The sequence below is a fragment of the Streptomyces sp. SID13031 genome (assembly GCF_010548305.1).
In the GTDB taxonomy this organism is placed as follows: Bacteria; Actinomycetota; Actinomycetes; order Propionibacteriales; family Kribbellaceae; genus Kribbella.
In genome coordinates, this window is record NZ_JAAGLV010000014.1 from 16,371 (window position 1) to 36,790 (window position 20,420).

Below are 20,420 nucleotides of genomic sequence, written 5' to 3' on the forward strand. Positions count from 1 at the left end.
CTACATCTAGGGATGTTACGTCCGGCCTCCGACAGTTTGCAAGAACGCCCGGATCTCGCGCGCGTCTCCTTGTTCCAACACCCGCACGGGCCTGTGTACTCCCGCGTGGCGCCGCCATGAGACCCCTTTCGAGGAGCAAAATACGCCGCCCGGACCGGCCTCGATCCGGGCGGCGCGATGGGTGAGGATAGGGCGCATGAAACCCGTCATCCTCGACGTCGACACCGGGCTGGACGACGCCTGCGCGCTGCTCCTGGCCGCCCGGCATCCGGAGCTCGATCTGAAGGCCGTGACCTGCGTGGGCGGCAACGTCGGCCTCGACCAGGTCGTCGTCAACACGCTGACGGTGCTCGACGCCGCCGGCCGGCCCGACGTACCGGTCGGTCGCGGAGCGGCGCTCCCCCTCCTCCAGCCGGTACGGACGGCACCCCACGTCCATGGCGCCGACGGCCTCGGCGACCTCGGCTGGCCGAGATCAACCCGTACTCCGGACGCGCGGCACGCCGTCGAGCTGCTGCGTGACGTGCTGCTGGACGCCGCCCGGACCGGCGAGCTGGTGACGCTGATCCCGCTGGCACCGATGACCAACATCGCCTTGCTCCTGCGGACCTACCCAGAAGCCGCCGCCGGCCTGCGCGAGATCGTCTTCATGGGTGGTGCGGCCGGGATCGGCAACGCGACCGCCTCCGCGGAGTTCAACATCTGGACGGATCCCGAGGCCGCCGCGGTCACGCTCACCGCGGCGGGTGAGCTCAGCGTGCCGGTGACCATGTACGGGCTGGACGTCTTCTATGACGTGGTGATTCCACTGGCCGAGGCGAAGGCGCTCAGCGGGTCGCCGTCGGCGGATCTTGCCCGGCGGCTCATCGAGCGGCGCAGCGAGCTGTACAAGTCGGACGGCGCGACCATCGGCGACGGTGGCGCGGTCTGTGCCGTGATCGATCCCGACGGACTCACCACCCAGCCATTCCCCCTGCGGGTCGAGCTGGCCGGGAGCTGGTCGCGAGGACGCACGACCGTCGACACCCGGGACTGGTCGGGCGATCTGACGACCGACCCGTATGGCGGCGCGCCACCGGTAGTACAGGTTGCGACCGCTGTGGACGGGCGACGTTATGCCGACCTTTGGCTGGCGGCGGTGCGGTAGCGGCCGGATTCGATCGCCGGGTTGTTCTGACAAAGGTGGCGTGGTTGCATGGCAAGCGTTTGCCCTGTCGGTCGCACGAGGAGCCTGCCTTGTCCGCAGCAGTCGAAGGACGCCGCCGCTACGCCGTGGTCGGACTGGGGGCCCGGGCGCAGACCTTCGTGAACGCGCTGGCCGGCCCGTACGCCGATCGCGCCGAGCTGGCCGGATTCTGCGATCTGAACCAGACCCGGATGGCGGTGCACAACCGGTGGCTGGCGGAGAAATTCGGGGCCGCCGCGATTCCGCAGTACGGGGCCGGTGATTTCGGCCGGATGCTGATCGAGCAGCGCGTCGACGCCGTGGTGGTGACCTCGATGGACCGCAGCCACGACGACTACATCGTGACGGCGCTCGAGGCCGGGCTCGACGTGATCACCGAGAAGCCGATGACGACGGATCCGGTGCGCTGCCGGCGGATTCTCGCGGCGGCGGAGAAATCGACGGGATCCGTGCGGGTGGCGTTCAACTATCGGTACAACCCGGTGCACGAGAAGGTCCGCGAGGTGCTCGCGGCGGGGGCGATCGGCGAGATCGGGTCGGTGCATTTCGAGTGGCTGCTCGATGTGCGGCACGGGGCGGACTACTTCCGGCGCTGGCATCGCGACAAGGCGAATGCCGGCGGGCTGATGGTGCACAAGGCGACGCATCATTTCGACCTGGTCAACTGGTGGATCGGCGCGGAACCGGTGACGGTGTTCGCCGACGGGAAGCTGTTCTTCTACGGCGACGTGAACGGCAAGAAGCGTGGGCTCGCACGGGACTACGAGCGTGCCGACGGGGCAGCGGCGGCCGCGGACGATCCGTTCGCGATCAAGCTGGCGGCTTCAGCTCAGTTGCGTGAGCTTTATCTGGAGGCCGAGCACGAAGACGGGTACCACCGCGACCAGAACGTTTTCGCGCCGGGGATCACGATCGAGGACGACATGGCGGTACTGGTCAGGTATTCGACCGGCGCCTCGTTGAGCTATCACCTGACGGCGTATTCGCCGTGGGAGGGCTACCGGATCGCGTTCAACGGCAGCGCCGGGCGGCTGGAACTGCTCGTTCGGGAGAACACCTTCGCGACTCCGCCCGAGGATCAGCAGCATGCGACCGCGGTACAGCATGGTGATGCGAAACCGGGTGAGACCGAGGCGCTGCTGACCTTGCATCCTCTGTGGGAGCCGCCGCAGACGCTCCTCCATGGTGAACTCGGCCAGGGGCACGGCGGTGGCGACGCACGGCTACTTGAATCGCTGTTCGGCGATCCGGTCGAAGACCCACTGGGCCGCGGCGCGGACCACCGCGACGGCGCCCGGTCACTCCTCGTCGGGCTGGCCGCCAACCAATCCTTCGAGACCGGCCAGGTAGCACAGGTCTCTTCTTTACTCGACTAGGAATTCCGGGGCAGCAACCGCTGGGTCCGCACTTCGGCGATCCAGCGGCGTTCGCGCCAGCCGGGTCAGCGGATTGGGATTTGGAGGGTTTGGCCGGGGACTACGTCGGCCGAGCTTTCGAGGTTGTTGAGGTCGGCGATCTTCTCGACCACGACGGTGGGGTCTTCGGTGGGGTTGGTTTCCTGGGCGATGGACCAGAGGGACTGGCCGGCGCCTACCTGGACCTGGATGGTGTGGTCGAAGGTGGGCTGGGGGTCCAGGACGCCGGCTACTCGCAGGCCGAGGACGGCGATCGCTGCACCGAAGACCAGGACCGAGACGGTGGTCAGCAGGAGCTTGCCGCGGCGGGTCAGCTGCAGGGCGGACGGCTCGATGTCCGCGGACCAGCTGGCTCGTCTGCCCGTCGCCGGGCGGTTGGCCCGTGCTGCCTGCCGGGGGCTCGCCTCGCGGAGGAGGTCGGGGCCGGAGCAGGCACGGACCGGGAGTGGCTCGGTGGTGGTGCCGGGGATCCGGCGGCGCCTGCGGGTCTCGCCGGGTGACCGGGTCACCTCGGTCGCGGGCGTCATCACGCCTGTTGTCAGGACTCCTGACGCCAGTGCCGCTGTGCTCATCGGATCCTCCAGACCCTTGTTCAGGTACCAACTGCGGTGTCGATCTCTGTCTACCGGGCGGCTCCGACAGTTTTCACCGAAGCACCCCGCGGCGATCAACCCGAACACCTGTTCGATCGAACGCCTGTACGAATGATTAACCGACAGCCACTGTCTTCGCAACCATTTCCAACCAGGACACGCCGGAGAAATTCCCGGCCCCGGCTGCCCTATAACCTGACACACGAACAAACGTGCGAACCGACACGCCTTCGAACAGATGTTTGAAGAATCTCAGGATTCGGTCTACGGTCTTCTCAGTCGACAAAGCCTGGCCGGTGCCCGACAGCCGGCCCGACCCGAGGAGAAGCCTGACCATGGCCAGGACGCCGAGCGGTTCCAGCAAGGACGATCGCACCGCCGCGGGAGCACCCGCCAAGACCGTCTCCGAGCTGCCCGACGGTCCCGCCGACGCCACCGGTCTGACCCCGCGTCAACGCCGGGTGCTGGACGTCATCCGCGATTCCGTCGACAGCCGCGGTTACCCGCCGTCGATGCGCGAGATCGGCGAGAAGGTCGGCCTGACGAGCTCGTCGTCGGTATCGCACCAGCTGAAGGTGCTCGAGCAGAAGGGCCTGTTGCGCCGCGACCCGAACCGGCCGCGCGCGATCGAGGTCCGCTACCCGAACGAGGTCGCCGACGCGGCGCGCCGCGGTTCGGTCGGCTCGGTCCGGCAGACGTCGTACGACGAGACCGGGGCCGGCGACGCGCACCCGGCCGCGGTCTACGTACCGATGGTCGGCCAGATCGCCGCCGGTAACCCGATCCTCGCCGAGCAGGACATCGAGGAGGTCTTTCCGTTGCCCAAGGCAATGGTTGGCGAAGGCACCTTGTTCATGCTGAAGGTCAAGGGTGAGTCGATGATCGAGGCGGCCATCTGCGACGGTGACTGGGTGGTCGTGCGGCAGGAGCAGACCGCCGAGAACGGTGACATCGTCGCTGCCATGATCGACGGCGAGGCGACCGTGAAGACGTTCAAGAAGACCGCCACCGAGATCCTGCTGGTCCCGCACAACCCGGCGTTCGAGCCGATCGACGGCAAGGACGCGGTCATCCTCGGAAAGGTCGTAACAGTTCTGCGGCGTGTCTGACATCTCAGACAGCGCGCGGACTCGGGCGTGTCATGTCAGGATTGAGTTATGACGACTGTCTATGACTTCAGCGCCACCCGGATCGAAGGCAATGAACAGTCTCTTTCCGACTTCCGCGACCAGGTGCTCCTGGTGGTGAACACGGCCTCGCAGTGCAGTCAGACGCCGCAGTACACCGGACTCCAGAAGCTCTACAAGACGTACCGGAAACAAGGGTTTTCGGTGCTCGGTTTTCCCTGCGACCAGTTCGGTCACCAGGAGCCGGGCGACGAGAACGAGATCGCGAACTTCTGTTCGACGATCTATCACGTCACGTTCCCGATGTTCGCCAAGATCGACGTGAACGGTTCCAAGACGCTGCCGCTGTACAACTGGCTGAAGCGCGAGCAGGGCGGCCTGCTCGGGGGCCGGATCAAGTGGAACTTCAGCAAGTTCCTGATCGGCCGGGACGGTGGTGTGATCGCGCGCTACGCGCCGACCAACACGCCTGAGAAGCTGGCCGACAAGATCGAGGCTGCGCTCGCGGTGCCGGCGCCGAGCCGGCGCGAATCAGGCGACTGATTCACCGGCGATAGCTGGCATCGATTCCGGGGTACCGCTGGAATCGATGCCGTTCTTTTGCCTGCGACAGTGAAGCAACCCTCGTCGCAGTGCAAACCACAACTGCCCTGCCGACCCTTGGTGTGGCCAGGGAAAGTGGTGGCGCGAGCCGGGCTTACTGACCCTTTGGGCGGGCTTACGGTCACGGCCGAAATCACTCGGGTTGTCTTGTAGACGTTTCGGCCATGACCGTTATACCGTCGTGGGATCCGTCGCAGGGAGAACCGCCATGATTCCGCGCCGTCGTTCACTTCAGCGTGCCCTGATTGCCACCCTGGCCGTCCTAGCCACCTTCACCGCTCCGATCGCCGCCCATGCGGCGCCGGTAGCCGCGCCACCAGACGTCATCAAAGACCTCGGTACCCCACTCACCTCGTTGACGGTGATGGAAGGCGCCTTCGGCCACGAGCCCGACGGCCGCGATGTCGTCTACGCCGTACCAGCTGGTGAGAACGCCCAGCTCAACGTCGTCGACGTGCACAGCCGCCAGCTACTACGCACCATTCCGCTGCCCGGTGCGGCCGGCGCCTGGGCGATCACCGTCGCGACCGACGGCAGCGTGTACGTCGGTAGCTACGCCAACGCGCATCTGTACCGCTACCGCCCCGACACGGCCACGGTCGCCGACCTCGGTCAGCCGATCCCCGGTGAGGCGTCGATGTACGGCCTCACCCCTGGTCGCGACGGCGCCGTGTACGCCGGGACGTACCCGAACGCCCACGCGTTCAAGTACGACCCGACGACCAACAAGTTCACCGACTACGGCTCGCTGGACCCGGTCCAGCAGTACGTCCGGGCCGCCGTCTACGACCCTGATCACAACGCGTTGTTCGCCGGCCTGGCGACCCCCGAGGCGAAGCTGATCCGGATCGACCTGGACACCGGCGCCAAGCAGGACATCACTCCCCCGGGGCTGACGGCCAAGGATTTCCAGGACCTCGACTATGCGAACGGCCGGGTCTTCGGCAACGCCAGTCTGCGGCTGATCGTGATCGACGCGGCCACCAACAAACAGGTCACCTTCACCGACACGGCGACCGGCAATCGGGTCACCGAATATCCCATCGGCGCCCGCGGCGTCTCGAACGCAGGCCCCGGCGGCGTCTACTTCACCAGCAACCTCGCGCTCACCCGCTACGACCCGGCGACCGACACGGTCGGCACGGTCCCGTCCGGCGTCCGGATCACCCGAGGTTTGGCGATCGGCTACGGCTGGATCACCGACAACGGCCAGCCGATGCTCTACGGCCTGGGCGGCAACTACTCCGGTGGCACCTGGCGCTACAACCCGCAGACCGGCGTACTGGCGCAGTGGTCGTCGCCGTTCCAGTATGTGCCCGCTCCCTTGCAGCACGCGATCGCGGACCCGGTGACCGGCAAGATCCTGGTCAACGCCTTCCTCAACGGCTCCACCACCAGCTACGACCCGGTCACCGCCCGGGCGACGCTGACCGCCCGGCAAGGACAGGTCGAGGACTGGGCGTGGAACTCCGCCAACAAGCTGTACGTCGGCATCTACCCGTACGGCCGGCTGTCCGCCTGGGATCCGAATCAACCCGAGAGCCCGACGAACCCACGCGTGCTCTTCAGCCTCGTCGACAGCGACCTGCAGAACCGTCCGGTCTCGGTCGTGCCATCGGGCGATCGGGTCTATGTGGGCACGACGCCCGGGTACGGCGAGTACGGCGGCGCGTTCACCGTCTACACCGTCTCGACCGGCAACCTGGCGGTCCATCGCAACATCGTCGTCGACCAGACCATCGCCTCGATCCTGCCGGTCGGATCCGCCGTGTGGGCAGGCTCCAGCATCGAGGGCGGACAGGGCACCGAGCCGCGCGCGACCGAGGCACACCTGGTCAAGGTGGACCCCGCGACGGGCACGGTGAGCACGGACGTCGTACCGGTCCCGGGCGCAACCACCATCGGCGAGCTGAGCCTCGGCCCCGACGGCAACGTGTGGGGACTGGCCGACGGTACGGTCTTCGTCGCCAACCCGACCACCGGTGAGGTCATCAAGAGGATCCACGTCTTCACCGCGGAGACCGCTTCCACCGAAGGTGCCCTGTCGTGGCGCGATGGCTACCTGTACGCCGTCGTGGGCGGCCGCCTGTTCGTGGTCGACAGCCTGTCGGGCACCCCGACTGTCCTGCGCAGCCGCGGTATGTACCGGTTGACTCTGGCCCCGACGGGCATCTACTACATGCTGCTCCGGCCGGACGGCAACACGAACCCGACCAACCTCGCTTCCTACACGCCGCCGGTCGATCCCTGTCCGCACTCGGATCTTCGGGCGACCGTCTGGACCGGCAACATCAACAGCAACGTGGCGAACCGCAACCTGCGCTACGGCTGCACGCTCATCGACGATCTGCCGGACGCGGAGGCCACTTGGCCAAGCCACAAGGCGTATGTCACAGCAGTCGGTTCCAAGTCCGCCGAGCTCGTCCAGGCCGGATCAATCACCTACGCCGAGGGCTACGCCGTCCTCGAAGCCGCCCAACGCTCGACCGTGGGGCGTTAGCGAATTACTGACGAGGGGTCGATATCGAGACGGAGGCCTCGCCAGACGGGGTGGCGTAGGCGTCCGTCGCCGGCCCAGCCCGAGTAGGTGACCTCGGCGACCAGGAGCGGGTCGAGCCAGTGCGCGGCCCGCCGGTCGCCGGCCGGGATGGTGGAGGTGTCGAAAGGCGGCGTGTCGAGCTCGAGGGCGGCGAGCTCGGCGCCCAGTACTTCGAGCATCGCGAAGTCGAGGCCGGAACCGACCTTGCCGATCAGCACCAGCTCGCCACCGGGTGAGTCGTAGGCGCCGCAGTACAGGGAGCCGATCTTGCCCTCGCGGTTGCCTTCACCGGGGTGCCAGCCGCAGAGGATCACGTCGTGGGTGATCACGGGTTTGACCTTGACCCAGTCCGAGCTGCGTTTGCCCGGCAGGTACCGGGATTTGCGCCGTTTGGCGACGACGCCTTCCAGCCCTTGCGTGACCGACAGGTCCAGCGCCTCGCCGGCATCGGCGTATGCCGGGGGCACCTCCCAGAACGGGTCGCCGAGCTCGAGCGAGTCGAGCAGCGCGCGGCGTTCGTCGTAGCTTGCCTCTAGCAATGATTGTCCGGCGAACCGGAGGACGTCGAAGACCCGGACGGAGACGGGCACCTGGTTGATCAACTGGGCCAGGTGGCGTGGATCGCGAACGTGCATCCGCCGTTGCAGCAACCCGAACGACGGCGCCCCCGACTCGTCGAGCGTGACGATCTCGCCATCCAGTACTGCGGGCAGCTCCAACCCCGGCGCGTGCGCGAGCCCGAGAAGCTCGGGATAGCCGCCGGACACGTCGCGGCTGTTGCGCGACCACAACCTGCAGCCACTCTCGTCGACCTCGGCGATCACCCGGATGCCGTCCCACTTCATCTCGTACGACCAGCCCGCCCCGGACGGCATCGTGCCGAGCGCCGCCATCATCGGCAGCACTGGTGGCACTGTCCCGGGCATGAGAAATCAGTCCTGGAGTCTCTTCAGGGCGCCGAGCACCTTCTCACGATCGGCCGTCGGCCACATCGGGGGCAAGGAGGCGCGCAGGTAGCCGCCGTACCGAGCGGTGACGATGCGGGGGTCGAGGATCGCGACCACACCCCGATCGGAGGTGCGGCGGATCAGCCGGCCGGTCCCCTGGGCGAGTAGCAGAGCGGCGTGCGTCGCGGCGACTGCCATGAACCCGTTGCCACCCGCTTCGTCGACGGCTCGCTGGCGCGCGGCCATCAACGGCTCGTCGGGGCGCGGGAACGGGACCCGGTCGATGATCACCAGGGTGCAGGTCGATCCCGGGACGTCGATCCCCTGCCACAACGACAGCGTGCCGAACAGCGAGGTCTCCGGATCGTCGACGAACTCGCGCGACAACTCCCCCAGCTGCGCGTCGCCCTGGCAGAGCACCTTGAGATCCGTCGCCTCGCGGACGGCGGCCGTCGCCGCCTCGGCCGCGCGCCGGGACGAGAACAACCCGAGCGTCCGGCCACCCGCGGCGGTGATCAGGTCGATGATCTCCTCGAACTGCTTCTTGCCCAGCCCGTCGCGATGCGGCGGCGGCAGGTGTTTGGCGACGTACAGGATGCCTTGTTTCTCGTACTCGAAAGGTGAGCCGACGTCGAGACCTCGCCAAGGCAGTGGCCCGGTTTCGGAGTCGGTGTCCGTCGAAGCCGAAGGCATCTCGTCGGTGTCGAGCAGCTTGTCGGATGGGCGCAGGCCGACCTGCCGGGCGATCGCGTCGAAGTCGCCGCCGAGGGTGAGCGTGGCCGACGTCAGCACGACGGTGCGGTCCTTCAGCACCAGCTCGCGCAGCAGCCCGGCCACGGTCAGCGGCGCGATCCGCAACTCGCGGCCGAACCGCTCCCGGTCGACCAGCCAGACGACGTCCAGCTCGTGCAACGCGGCGACCCGCTCGGCGACGTCGAAGATCTCCTTGATCGCGCCCTTGGACTGCCGTTTCGCGCCGTCGGGGTCGTCGTCCTTGTCGTCGGACTTCTTGTTCAGATCCGAGTAGACGCCGCGGGCCGCGTCGCGAACCAGCGCCGCCGCCTCCAGTACTACCCCGTTGGCCGCCTCGATCCGGCCCTCGCGGGTCTCGTCGAGCGCCGCCCGGAGCGCATCGGAGGCGTCGACCAGGTCGTCGGCCTTGTCGTCGTCGATGAACCGGCGGGCGCGCTTGGCGGCTCGCTCGACCATCTGCGGTGACAGCTCGTCGCCGGCCGCGCCGGTGACCCGGGCGGGCAGCTCGTGCGCCTCGTCCACGATCACCACATCGTGCTCGGGCAGTACGGTGCGGTTCTCGAAGGCGTCGATCGAGAGCAGCGCGTGGTTGGTGATGACGATATCGGCCTTGCGCGCCTGCTCCTTGGCCTTCTCGGCGAAACACTCCTCGCCGTACGGGCACTTCTGGGCGCCGAGGCACTCGCGGGCGGCGATCGCGACCTGCTGCCAGGCCTGGTACTGGTGCGACGGCGCGTGGTCGCGGTCGCCGGCCTCGCCGTCGAGCAACTGCTTCTCGGCCCAGTCGCGCAGCTCGAGCACCTGCTGGCCGACCGGCCCGGCCGGCGGCATGTCGATCAGCATGCCGTCGTCGTCGGGCGCGCCTTCGCGGATGCGGTGCAGGCAGGCGTAGTTGTTGCGGCCTTTCTGGATCGCGTACGACGGGCGGCGCGGGAGCAGCTTCTCGGTGGCATCCAGCAGCGCCGGGACGTCCCGGTCGACCAGCTGCGACTGGAGGGTCAGCGTCGCCGTCGACACCACCACCCGGCGGTTCTCCACCGCATGGATCAGGGCCGGCACGAGATACCCGAGTGACTTACCGGTTCCCGTCCCTGCCTGCACCAGGAGATGGGACCCGTCGTGCATGGATCCGTTCACCGCTTCGGCCATCTCGACCTGGCCCGGGCGCGTCTGCCCGCCGATCGCGGCGACCGCAGCCTCCAAGAGTTCCCGCACTTCTACACCCACCGCATCACCCTAGCCGCAGCCCCGGACATTCTCCGAAGCGCGACCAGGGTGCCTGTGGACAACTGTCAGACGACGGCGCCGCGGTCCGGTTCGGCGTCGCGGTCGCGCTGCTTGACCTTGGGCCGGGGCGGCGGTGCCGGGTAGCGCTTCTCCAGCTCGACCAGCAGCGGCGCCGCGGTGAGGTTGGAGGAGTAGGTGCCGACCAGGATGCCGAGCAGCAGCGCGAGGGCGAAGTCGCCGAGCGACTCACCGCCGAGGAAGAGCAGCGCGGTGAGGATGAACAGCGTGCTGATTCCCGTGTTGATGGTTCGCGGCAGCACGTTGATGATCGCGGTGTCGATCACCGGCCCGAGGTTGTCGGTCGCGCGGGCGTTGCGGGTCTCCCGGATCCGGTCGAAGACCACGACCGAGTCGTTGACCGTGTAGCCGATGATGGTCAGCATCGCGGCCAGGAAGATGCCGTCGATCGGTTTGCCCGTCCAGGCGAAGACCCCGACGACGACCGCGACGTTCTGCAGCAGTGCCAGTACCGCGCCGGCTCCGAAGGTCCAGCGGAAGCGGACGGCCAGGTACGCCAGCTGGGCCAGCAGGGCGACGCCGAGCGCGATCAGTGCCTTGTCGCGCAGTTCGCTGCCGAGCGACGGGCCGATGCTCTCGTTGCGGATCAGTTCGGTGCCGCCGCCGATCCGGGAGATCGACGCGCGGATCTTCTCGGTCTCGTCGTCGCTGATGGTGCCGGTCCGGACGGTGATGTCGTCGGCGCCGGAGGACTGGACGATGGCGTTCGGGTAGCCCGCCTCGGCGACCGCGGCGCGGGCCTGGTCCGGGGTGATCTGCTGGGCCGTGCTCACCTCGAGCAGCCGGCCACCGGTGAACTCGATCCCGAGGTTCAGGCCGCGGATGCCGATCCCGGCCACGCTGACGACGATCGCGACGGCGGTGATGACCAGCCAGCGCCGGCTGTGCTTCATCAGCGCCGGCTTCTTCTCCTCCAGCCAGGTGCGCACCCGGCCGTGCCCGGCGATACCGCTGATCCCGGGCCGGTTCAGGACGAACTTGCGGGAGACGACGAACTCGGCCAGCGCCCGGGTGATGACGAGTGCGGACAGCATCGAGGCGACCACACCGATGCTCAGCGTGACGCCGAAGCCGCGGACCGGCCCGGCGGCGAGGAAGAACAGCAGCCCGGCGGCGAGCAGCGTAGTGACGTTGGAGTCGGCGATCGCGGACAGCGCGTTCTGGAAGCCGCTGCGCAGAGATCTCCTCAAACCATCGGTCCGGCCGCCGATGTAGTCCTCCCGTGCTCGCTCGAAGACGAGCACGTTGGCGTCGACGGCCATCCCGATCGCGAGCACGAAGCCCGCCAGGCCGGGCAAGGTCAGGGTCGCGCCCATCAGCGTCAGGGTGGCGTACGACAGTCCGGCGTACGCGATCAGGCCGAAGACGGCCATCAGGCCGACCAGCCGGTACACGATGGTGATGAACAGTGCGGTCAGCGCGACGCCGATCAGGCCGGCCAGCGCGCTCGCCTGGATCGCGTCCTTGCCGAGCGACGGGCCGACGACGCGCTGGTCGATCACGCTGACCGGGACCGGCAGCGAGCCGCCCTCGATCAGCGCGGCCAGGTCCTTGGCGTCTTCTTCGGTGAAGCTTCCGGTGATGGTGCTCGTACCACCGCCGATGCCCACGTTGCAGAGCTGAGCGCCGCCGTTGGGATCGACCTGCGGCGCGCTGATCACCTCGTTGTCGAGCACGATCGCGACCTGGCGCTTCGGGGTGTTGACCGGCTCGCAGGCGGCCTTGCCGGTGATGTTCGCCCAGATCTTGCCGCCGTCGTCCTTGAACTTCATCTGGACGAACCAGCCCTGGGCCAGCTGCTGCGGATCGATCAACCCGTCCGCGCCGCTGATCTTCTCGCCGGTCATCGCGGGCTTGGCCAGTTGCAGGAAGCCGGGGCCGTTGTCGTTGGGCAGGTACAGCTCGCCGGCGGCGGGCTTGGCCGGCTTGGCCTCGACGATGGCGAGCACCTCGTGGAAGGTCAGCTGGGCGGTCTTGCCGATCACCTTCGCCGCCTCGCGCGGGTCCTGCACGCCCGGCAGTTCGACGATGATTCGCTTCTCGCCCTGCCGGGTCACGGTCGGCTCGCTGACACCGAGCGCGTCGATCCGGCGGCGCAGGACCTCCAGCGACTTGTCGGTGGTCTCCTTGGTCGCCTTGACCGTCGGCGAGTCGCTCGCCTCCAGCACGATCTGGGTGCCACCGCGCAGATCGAGGCCCAGTTCGGGCTTGGCGGTCAGCACGACGTACGTAGACGCCGCGAACACGAGGAACGCGAACAACGCGCGGACCAGGGACGACCGGTTCACCAAAAGCCTCCGAAGAGTGGGCACTCACCGTGTGAGTGTCGTGACACAGAGCAATCCACTGGGTGTGGAACGCACAGTGTACGAACGGACGCAAGCCTCTGATAGTCCCCAGCCAGGCGCGACCGGGTCGCGGGAGAAGTGTCAGCGACCGGGGTGGTGGGGTGGGAAGAGTGTCAACACAGTGCCATGGCATCAGTGCGCTGCCGAATTGATTGACGCGTCAGGTGAGTAAGCCCTACCTTCACTCCCACTCACTCTGTAGTCGATCGTGGACCGAGTGTGATCACCCCTCCGCCCCGGTGGGTGATGAGTTCCTGAGGAGGAACCCGTGCGTCGAAGCATCCGCCTGACCCTGGCCGCCGCCATCGTGCCAGCGATCGCCTTGACTACCGCTCTGAGCACCGCCAACGCCGCTCCCGCTCCGGATCCCAGTGGCCGGATCATCCTGATCCAGGCCGCGTCCGCCGACCCCGGCGTGACCGCGGTGAAGGACACCTACATCGTCCAGCTGAAGGAAGGCAGCCAGCTCGGCAAGCTGAAGTCGTCACTCGGGGTCACCCCGCAGCGTCAGTTCAGCACCGCGGTCAACGGCTTCAGCGCGAAGCTCACCGCCGCCCAGCTCGCCGCCCTGCAGAAGAGCCCCGACGTCGTCGCCATCTCGCAGGACGTCTCCTACAAGGCGATCGACACGACCCAGACCAACCCGCCGTCGTGGGGTATCGACCGGATCGACCAGCGCAACCTGCCGCTGTCGAACTCGTTCACCTACACCCGTACCGGCAGTGGCGTGAACGCGTACATCATCGACTCCGGCATCGACGCGAGCCACCCGAACTTCGGCGGCCGCGCCACCTTCGACTACAACTCGGTCGACACCAACAACACCGACTGCCTCGGCCACGGCACGCACGTCGCCGGCACCATCGGCTCCACCTCGTACGGCGTCGCCAAGGCGGTCCGGCTGCACGGCGTGAAGTGGCTCAACTGCTCCGGCAGCGGGACCGCCTCCGGCGCGATCGCCGCGGTCGACTGGGTCACCGCCCACGCCGTGAAGCCGGCCGTCGCCAACACCTCGTGGAACTTCCCGGCCAACACGACGCTGGAGACCTCGCTGCGCAACATGATCCGCTCCGGGGTGTTCCTGGCCACCTCGGCCGGCAACACCGGTGCCAACTCCTGCAACCTGCTGCCGCGCAAGATCGAGACCGCACTGGTCACCGCGGCATCCACCAACACGGACGCGCGGGCGTCGTACTCCAGCACCGGTGCGTGCGTGGACGTCTACGCGCCGGGCTCGGCCATCATCTCCACGCTGCCCGGTAACACCACCGGCTCCTACAACGGCACCTCAATGGCCACGCCGCACGTCGCCGGCGTCGCCGCGCTGTACCTGCAGACCAGCCCGTCGGCCACACCGGCCACGGTCAAGACCTACATCGAGACCAACGCGACCCCGAACGTGGTCAGCGGTGGCACCACCGGCGGCACCGTGAACCGCCTGCTGTTCAGCAACGGCCTCTAGTCCACGCCTCTAGTCCACGCTGAGTACGCCGTACCGGTTCCGCCCCAATCGGTACGGCGTACGTGGGCTACTGCTCGCTCTGGTCGATCCCGTTTTCAATCGCGTAGCGGACCAGCTCTGCGCGGTTGTGGAGCTGCAGCTTCCGCAAGGTGTTCTGTACGTGGTTCTCGACGGTCCGGTGCGACAGCACCAGCCTCGTGGCGATCTGCCGGGCAGTTAGGCCTCGCGCCACCAGCCGTAGCACCTCCGTTTCGCGCTCTGTCAGCTGTGGCACCTCTGGCCCGGCTCCGAGTCGCCTGTACTCCCCCAGCAGCAAGCCTGCGAGCCCAGCGCTGAAGACCGCGTCGCCCTCGGCAGTACGCCGTACTGCGTCGTCGAACTCGTCCAGCGACGCCGACTTGACCAAGTACCCCGAGGCGCCGTTCTTCACAGCAGCCAGTACATCCGCCTGCTCCGCGCTGGCCGACAGCACCAGCACCCGCGTGTCCGGGAGCGCTGCAGTGATCTCCCGGGTGGCATCCACGCCGGAGCCGTCGCCGAGCTGCAGGTCCATCACCACGACCTCCGGCCGGGTCGCCAGCGCGATCCTGACCGCACTGGCGACGTCCGACGCGGTCGCGCAGACGTCGTATCCGCGGCTGCCCAGATCCCGCGCGACGCCTTCACGCCACATCGGGTGGTCGTCGACGATCATCACCCGTGTCATGCCGTGCTCACCTTCATCTCCCACTCGGTGCCTTCGCCCGGAGCGGTCCGGACCGTGACGCTGCCGCCCAGATCGGTGATCCGGCCGCGGATCGACTGGCTGACGCCGAGGTGCCCGTCGGACCGGTCCGCCTCGAGCCGGTCCACCGTCGTCCCGGCTCCATCGTCGCGGATCGACAACAACACGTCGGCACCGAGGTCCTCGACCACCACCCACGCCTGCGCGTCGGGCCCGGCATGCTTGCTCACGTTGCTGAGCGCTTCCTTGACCACGGCCACCAGCTCGGTCGCCTTCGCGGTCGGCAGCAGCACCTGTCCGGCCGGCACCACGACGTCGATCCGCGGCGTTGCCAATGGCAACAACAACATGCACAGATCGATCCGGCCACGGTCGCCGGTGACGGCCCGGCTCGACATCAAGGTGCGCAGGGCGACCTCTTGTTCGGCGGCCATCGAGGCCAGCTCAACCGCCTCGCCACCGATCGCGTTGCCGCGTCGCTGCACCTGGGCCAGCACCTGGAGCACCCCGTCGTGGATCGACCGGTTGAGCCGGAGCCGCTCGGCGGTGGCGCTCTCCGCGGCGATCGCGTCGCGCAGCCGGCTGGTGGCCCGGCGCATCGTACTGGCGGCGTACCCGACGACCAGACCGGCGACCAGCAGCAGCTGGACGTTGCTGAGGATCCTGGCCGCGTTGTCGACTCCCCGCAGCGACAGCAACGCCAGGCTGATCGTCGCGGCGCCGAGCAGACCGCCGTCGCGGCCGCGCGAGATCGCCAGCGCGAGCACCGGTCCGGCCGCCCAGACCGAGGTGAGGACCGACGCTCCAGCGCGAATGTCCAGCAGCGGCTGGGCCAGCAGAGTGAGGTACATGCAACCGACGGTGACGATCAGATCGGCAAAGGACAGTCGCGTATTGCGACGGCCCCAATGCCGGCTGTAACCAATTGACGCGACAATGGTCCATAAACCCATCACGGCCAGCTGAATCACCGCACCGGCCGGCCGGTGAATACCGTCCCAACGACTCCAGACGCCGAAACAGGCGAATCCCCAGGTGATCACCCGGAAGACCACCAGGGCACGCCACAGCGGCAGCATCAGGTCGACGACGTCGCCTCGCGACCGGCCGGCGTCGGGGCGCAGGCCACCAAGCGAAACATCCATAGAGGACAGTGTGCCAATCCCGGCGGTCGCGACGCTGCGTTGACCTACTCCAGTCGACTGAGTGGTCTTACTCAATGCGTACGTGCATGATTCCCCGTGGTTACGTGGAAATTTCACCGGAACCACTTCAGGATCGCTGATTTTACCCGTACTGTCGCGCAGAAGTACCACGCTCGGGGGAGCCATGACCACGTTGCGTCACCATGCGCGACGTGATTTTTCAGTACAGGGAGGGAATCGTGCGCAAAGTATCTGCCGGGCTGTTCAGCCTGGCTCTGGCGACGACGTTCGGCTTGAGCTTGGCCTCAGCCAGCAACGCCGCCCAGCCGCAGGTCGAGGCCGCACCGGCCGTGAGTGAGCCCACTCAGACCTCGGACGAGCTGCCCAGCCCGCTGGAGGACAAGCGCCGGGAGCTGCGTCAGGAAGCGCTGACCAAGGTCCTGAACGGATCGGCCAAGGCCGAGAAGCGCGGCGCCAGCACCGTTGTGAAGCTGGGCACCAAGACCGCCGGCGCGAAGGGCAGCCTGAAGGCCGGCAAGGCCACCGCCTCCAAGGCGAAGGTCGACCAGTACGTCGAGCTGAGCCGCGAGAAGACCGACAAGATCTTCGTCGTCCTCGCCGAGTTCGGCAACGAACGGCACCCCAACTACCCAGACCGGGACACGAACGTCGCGATCCCTGGTCCGGCGACCTTCGAGGGCCCGCTGCACAACGCGATCCCCGCGCCCGACCGGTCGGTGGACAACTCCACCGTCTGGCAGGCCAACTATGACCAGACGCACTTCCAGCAGATGTACTTCGGCAGCGGCAACTCCGTGAAGAAGTACTACGAGAAGCAGTCGTCCGGCCGGTACAGCGTCGACGGCGAGGTCACCAACTGGGTCAAGGTCAAGTACAACGAAGCCCGCTACGGCCGCTCGAACAACGCGACCGGCTGCACCGGCAACGTCTGTAACAACACCTGGGCGCTCGTCGCGGACGCGGTGAACCAGTGGGTCGCCGACCAGAAGGCGGCCGGTCGCACCACGGCCCAGATCAAGGCCGACCTGGCGACGTTCGACCAGTGGGACCGTTACGACTACGACGGTGACGGCAACTTCAACGAGCCCGACGGCTACATCGACCACTTCCAGATCGTCCACTCCGGTGGCGACCAGGCCGATGGTGACCCCCAGCAGGGTGAAGACGCGATCTGGTCGCACCGCTGGTACGTCGGTGTCGCGGGTGGCCCGGCCACCAACCCGGCCGGCGGCGCGCAGATCGGTGACACCGGCCTGTGGGTCGGCGACTACACGATCCAGCCCGAGAACGGCGGCATCAGCGTCTTCGCGCACGAGTTCGGCCACGACCTCGGTCTGCCGGACCACTACGACACCTCGGGTCCCGCCATCGAGAACGGCGTGAACTGGTGGACGATCATGGCGCAGAGCCGGGTCAGCAAGCCCGGTGACGGCGGTATCGGCGAGCAGGCTGCCGACTTCGGCGCGTGGGACAAGCTGCAGCTCGGTTGGCTGGACTACGAGATCGTCGCTGCCGGTCAAGAGCGGAAGCTCGAGCTCGGTCCGCACGAGTACAACTCGGACAACCCGCAGGCCGTCGTGGTCACCCTGCCGAAGAAGCTGGTGACCTCACCGCTGCAGCCGCCGGCTGTCGGCGCGAAGAGCTGGTGGAGCGGCAGGGGTGACAACTTCAATCGGACGATGAGCCGCCAGGTCGTGGTCCCGGCCGGTACCACGTCCCTCACCTTCCAGGCGAACTATGACACCGAGGTCGATTACGACTACGCCTATGTCGAGGTGAACGACGGCACCGGCTACAAGGCGATTCCCGGCAACATCACCGACCCGGCCACGGGCAACGGCATCAACGGCGCCAGCAACGGCTGGAAGCCGGCCACGTTCGACCTGTCGGCCTACGCCGGCAAGACGATCGGCCTGCAGTTCCGCTACGCCACCGACACGAACACCGGCGGATTCGGTATCCACCTGGACGACATCAAGGTGACCAACGGCGCCACCACGGTGCTGGCCTCGGGTGCGGAGGCAACTCCGGAGGGCTGGACGCTGAACGGCTTCAGCTCGGTCGGGTCGACGCTGACCACGGCGTACGACAACTACTACATCGCCTCGCACATCAACTACACCTCCTACGACGCCAACCTGAAGACCGGGCCGTACAACTTCGGCTGGGCCAGCACGCTGGCGGACAAGGTGGAGCACTTCCCGCTCCAGGACGGTCTGCTGATCTGGTACTGGGACACCTCGCAGTCGGACAACAACACCAACCAGCACCCCGGTGAGGGCCTCGTCCTGCCGATCGACTCGCACCCGACCCCGATCAACCGTCTCGACGGTGGCATCTGGCGTCCGCGGGTCAGCGGCTACGACGCACCCTTCGGGCTGGAGAAGGCCGACTCGTTCACTCTGCACCTGAACGGCCAGGCCAGCTACATCCGCGGTCAGAACGCCCAGCCGCTGTTCAACGACGGCTTGTCCTACTGGTCCGCGGCGCAGCCGCAGAACAGCGTCAAGGTGCCGAACAACGGCGTCAACATCCGGGTGACGTCGCGCGACAACACCTCGATCAAGATCAGGATCTCCCCGCGCAGCTGATCACTGCACGACACAAGCCAGCGGCCCCCGGGAAGTTTCCCGGGGGCCGCTGGTCCGTCTAGCGAGTACTACGGAGCGCCGTACACGCCAGGCAGTGAGCGTCAGGCAGTTACCGCGTACTGCGCGAGGTCGCCGGCCAGGTCGGCGTGCACCCTGGCAGTCATCCTCGTGCCGTCGCCGGTGTGCTCCAGCTGGTCCACCGCGCCCTCGGAGTGGATCCGGGAGACCAGGTCGCCACGGTCGTAGGGCAGCAGCAGCTCGACTGCCACGTCCGGGCTCGGCAGGGCCGCCTCGACCAGGGCGCGCAGTTTGTCGATGCCGTCACCGGTGTGGGCGGACACGACGATCGCGCCCGTCTCCCGGTGCAGGATCGGCGCGAGCGCCATCGGGTCGGCCACGTCGCCCTTGTTGATCACGATGATCTCCTGGACGTTCGCGGCACCGATCTCGCTGAGCACCTCGCGGACCGCGTTGATCTGGGCGATCGGGTCCGGGTGCGAGCCGTCCACCACGTGCAGCAGCAGGTCCGCGTCCGCGACCTCCTCCAGCGTCGAGCGGAACGCCTCGACGATGTCGTGCGGCAGGTGCCGGACGAATCCGACGGTGTCGGTGAACGTGTAGACCCGTCCATCCGCCGTTGTCGTACGCCGGGTGGTCGGGTCCAGCGTCGCGAACAGCGCGTTCTCGACCAGTACGCCGGCGTTCGTCATGCTGTTCAGCAGCGAGGACTTGCCCGCGTTCGTGTAGCCCGCGATCGCGACCGACGGGATCGCGTGCCGGCGACGCTCCTGGCGCATCGTCGCGCGGGTGCCCTTCAGGTCCTTCAGCTCGCGGCGCAGCTTGGCGATCTTGGTGTTGATCCGGCGCCGGTCGGTCTCGATCTTGGTTTCACCAGGACCACGACCACCGATACCGCCACCGGCCGCGCCCACCCGGCCACCGGCCTGGCGGGACAGGTTTCCACCCCAGCCACGCAGCCGCTGCTTCATGTACTGCAGCTGGGCCAGCTCGACCTGGGCCTTGCCTTCCTTGCTCTTCGCGTGCTGGGCGAAGATGTCGAGGATCAGCGCGGTCCGGTCGACCACCTTGACCTTCAGCTTGTCTTCCAGGTTGCGCAGCTGGGCGGGCGCGAGCTCGCCGTCCGCGATCACCGTGTCGGCGCCGAGGGCGGCGACCAGGTTGCGCAGGTCGGCCACCTTGCCGCTACCGATATAGGTAGCAGCATCGGGCTTCTTGCGCCGCTGGATCACGCCGTCGAGCACCTCCGAACCCGCGGTCTCGGCGAGCAGTTTCAGCTCGGCGAGCGAGTTCTCGGCGTCCTCGGCGCTGCCGTCGGTCCACACGCCGACCAGCAGCACGCGCTCCAGCAGGAGCTTGCGGTACTCGACCTCGCTGATGTCCGTCAGCTCGGTCGACATCCCCACCACGCGCCGCAGCGCCTGGCGTTCCTCGAGCTCTAGGCCTTCGGTGTTCTCCTCAGCGGAGTAGTCGCGGCCGTAACCCGATGACTCCGGATCCGACGACGAGTCTGTCTCCTCGTCGTCGAGCACGTCGTCCTGGAGCAGGTCGAGGTCGGCGTCGGTGGTCTCGTCGTATGCGTTCGAATGGGTCGTCATATACCTTCCATCGTGGCACGGCGCACCCAGACAGGCGAGCCGATT

General features: G+C 67.5%; 14 protein-coding genes. 7 read left to right on the forward strand and 7 right to left on the reverse strand.

What is annotated here, in order from left to right; all coding sequences use genetic code 11:
• Positions 1 to 196 precede the first annotated feature (196 nt).
• Together G3I17_RS26085 and G3I17_RS26090 are read left to right on the forward strand one after the other, a co-directional pair.
• Positions 197 to 1,147 (forward strand): nucleoside hydrolase, encoded by a 951-nt coding sequence (locus G3I17_RS26085; protein WP_164600239.1) that lies wholly within the window; start codon positions 197 to 199, stop codon positions 1,145 to 1,147.
• A gap of 89 nt (positions 1,148 to 1,236) precedes the next feature.
• Entirely contained in the window at positions 1,237 to 2,562 is a 1,326-nt protein-coding gene (locus G3I17_RS26090; RefSeq protein WP_164600240.1) for a Gfo/Idh/MocA family oxidoreductase, read from the forward strand.
• A gap of 65 nt (positions 2,563 to 2,627) precedes the next feature.
• Here G3I17_RS26090 and G3I17_RS26095 read toward each other — a convergent pair whose 3' ends face one another.
• Positions 2,628 to 3,173, reverse strand: coding sequence for a LysM peptidoglycan-binding domain-containing protein (locus G3I17_RS26095; protein ID WP_203590769.1), 546 nt, complete (start codon positions 3,171 to 3,173; stop codon positions 2,628 to 2,630).
• Positions 3,174 to 3,529: 356 nt separating this feature from the next.
• On the opposite strand from G3I17_RS26095, the gene lexA reads away from it, so the two are divergent.
• The 3 genes from lexA to G3I17_RS26110 all read left to right on the forward strand — a co-directional run bounded on the left by lexA (position 3,530) and on the right by G3I17_RS26110 (position 7,424).
• Positions 3,530 to 4,303 carry a transcriptional repressor LexA gene (gene lexA / locus G3I17_RS26100; RefSeq protein WP_164600241.1) on the forward strand — a complete coding sequence of 258 codons (774 nt, stop codon included), beginning with the start codon at positions 3,530 to 3,532 and terminating at the stop codon, positions 4,301 to 4,303.
• Positions 4,304 to 4,351: 48 nt separating this feature from the next.
• Positions 4,352 to 4,864 carry a glutathione peroxidase gene (locus tag G3I17_RS26105; protein WP_164600242.1) on the forward strand — a complete coding sequence of 171 codons (513 nt, stop codon included), beginning with the start codon at positions 4,352 to 4,354 and terminating at the stop codon, positions 4,862 to 4,864.
• Positions 4,865 to 5,132: 268 nt separating this feature from the next.
• Positions 5,133 to 7,424 (forward strand): hypothetical protein, encoded by a 2,292-nt coding sequence (locus G3I17_RS26110; protein ID WP_164600243.1) that lies wholly within the window; start codon positions 5,133 to 5,135, stop codon positions 7,422 to 7,424.
• On the opposite strand, the gene ligD is transcribed toward G3I17_RS26110, so the two are convergent.
• From ligD to secD, 3 genes are all read right to left on the reverse strand, one after another.
• Positions 7,421 to 8,389, reverse strand: coding sequence for a non-homologous end-joining DNA ligase (gene ligD, locus G3I17_RS26115; protein ID WP_164600244.1), 969 nt, complete (start codon positions 8,387 to 8,389; stop codon positions 7,421 to 7,423). The genes G3I17_RS26110 and ligD overlap by 4 nt on opposite strands.
• Before the next feature lie 6 nt (positions 8,390 to 8,395).
• Positions 8,396 to 10,390 (reverse strand): ATP-dependent DNA helicase, encoded by a 1,995-nt coding sequence (locus tag G3I17_RS26120; protein ID WP_343238417.1) that lies wholly within the window; start codon positions 10,388 to 10,390, stop codon positions 8,396 to 8,398.
• A gap of 65 nt (positions 10,391 to 10,455) precedes the next feature.
• Positions 10,456 to 12,756, reverse strand: a complete 2,301-nt coding sequence (gene secD, locus G3I17_RS26125; protein WP_164600245.1) for a protein translocase subunit SecD — start codon at positions 12,754 to 12,756, stop codon at positions 10,456 to 10,458.
• 328 nt (positions 12,757 to 13,084) lie between these two features.
• Here secD and G3I17_RS26130 point away from each other — a divergent pair, with 328 nt between their 5' ends.
• Complete coding sequence (locus G3I17_RS26130) at positions 13,085 to 14,278, forward strand: S8 family peptidase (protein WP_164600246.1); 1,194 nt, start codon at positions 13,085 to 13,087, stop codon at positions 14,276 to 14,278.
• A gap of 67 nt (positions 14,279 to 14,345) precedes the next feature.
• On the opposite strand, the gene G3I17_RS26135 is transcribed toward G3I17_RS26130, so the two are convergent.
• Complete coding sequence (locus tag G3I17_RS26135) at positions 14,346 to 14,984, reverse strand: response regulator transcription factor (RefSeq protein ID WP_164600247.1); 639 nt, start codon at positions 14,982 to 14,984, stop codon at positions 14,346 to 14,348.
• A complete protein-coding gene (locus tag G3I17_RS26140; protein WP_164600248.1) occupies positions 14,981 to 16,147 on the reverse strand; it encodes a DUF5931 domain-containing protein in 1,167 nt (388 codons plus the stop codon). Before G3I17_RS26140 ends, G3I17_RS26135 begins: the two co-directional genes overlap by 4 nt.
• A 239-nt stretch (positions 16,148 to 16,386) precedes the next feature.
• Between G3I17_RS26140 and G3I17_RS26145 the strand changes: the two genes are divergently transcribed.
• Positions 16,387 to 18,759 (forward strand): immune inhibitor A domain-containing protein, encoded by a 2,373-nt coding sequence (locus tag G3I17_RS26145; protein WP_164600249.1) that lies wholly within the window; start codon positions 16,387 to 16,389, stop codon positions 18,757 to 18,759.
• Between the two features lie 101 nt (positions 18,760 to 18,860).
• Here the strand turns inward: G3I17_RS26145 and hflX are convergent, their stop codons facing one another.
• Positions 18,861 to 20,375: a GTPase HflX gene (hflX, locus tag G3I17_RS26150; protein ID WP_164600250.1), complete on the reverse strand. Its 1,515-nt coding sequence runs from the start codon at positions 20,373 to 20,375 to the stop codon at positions 18,861 to 18,863.
• Between the last annotated feature and the right edge of the window lie 45 nt (positions 20,376 to 20,420).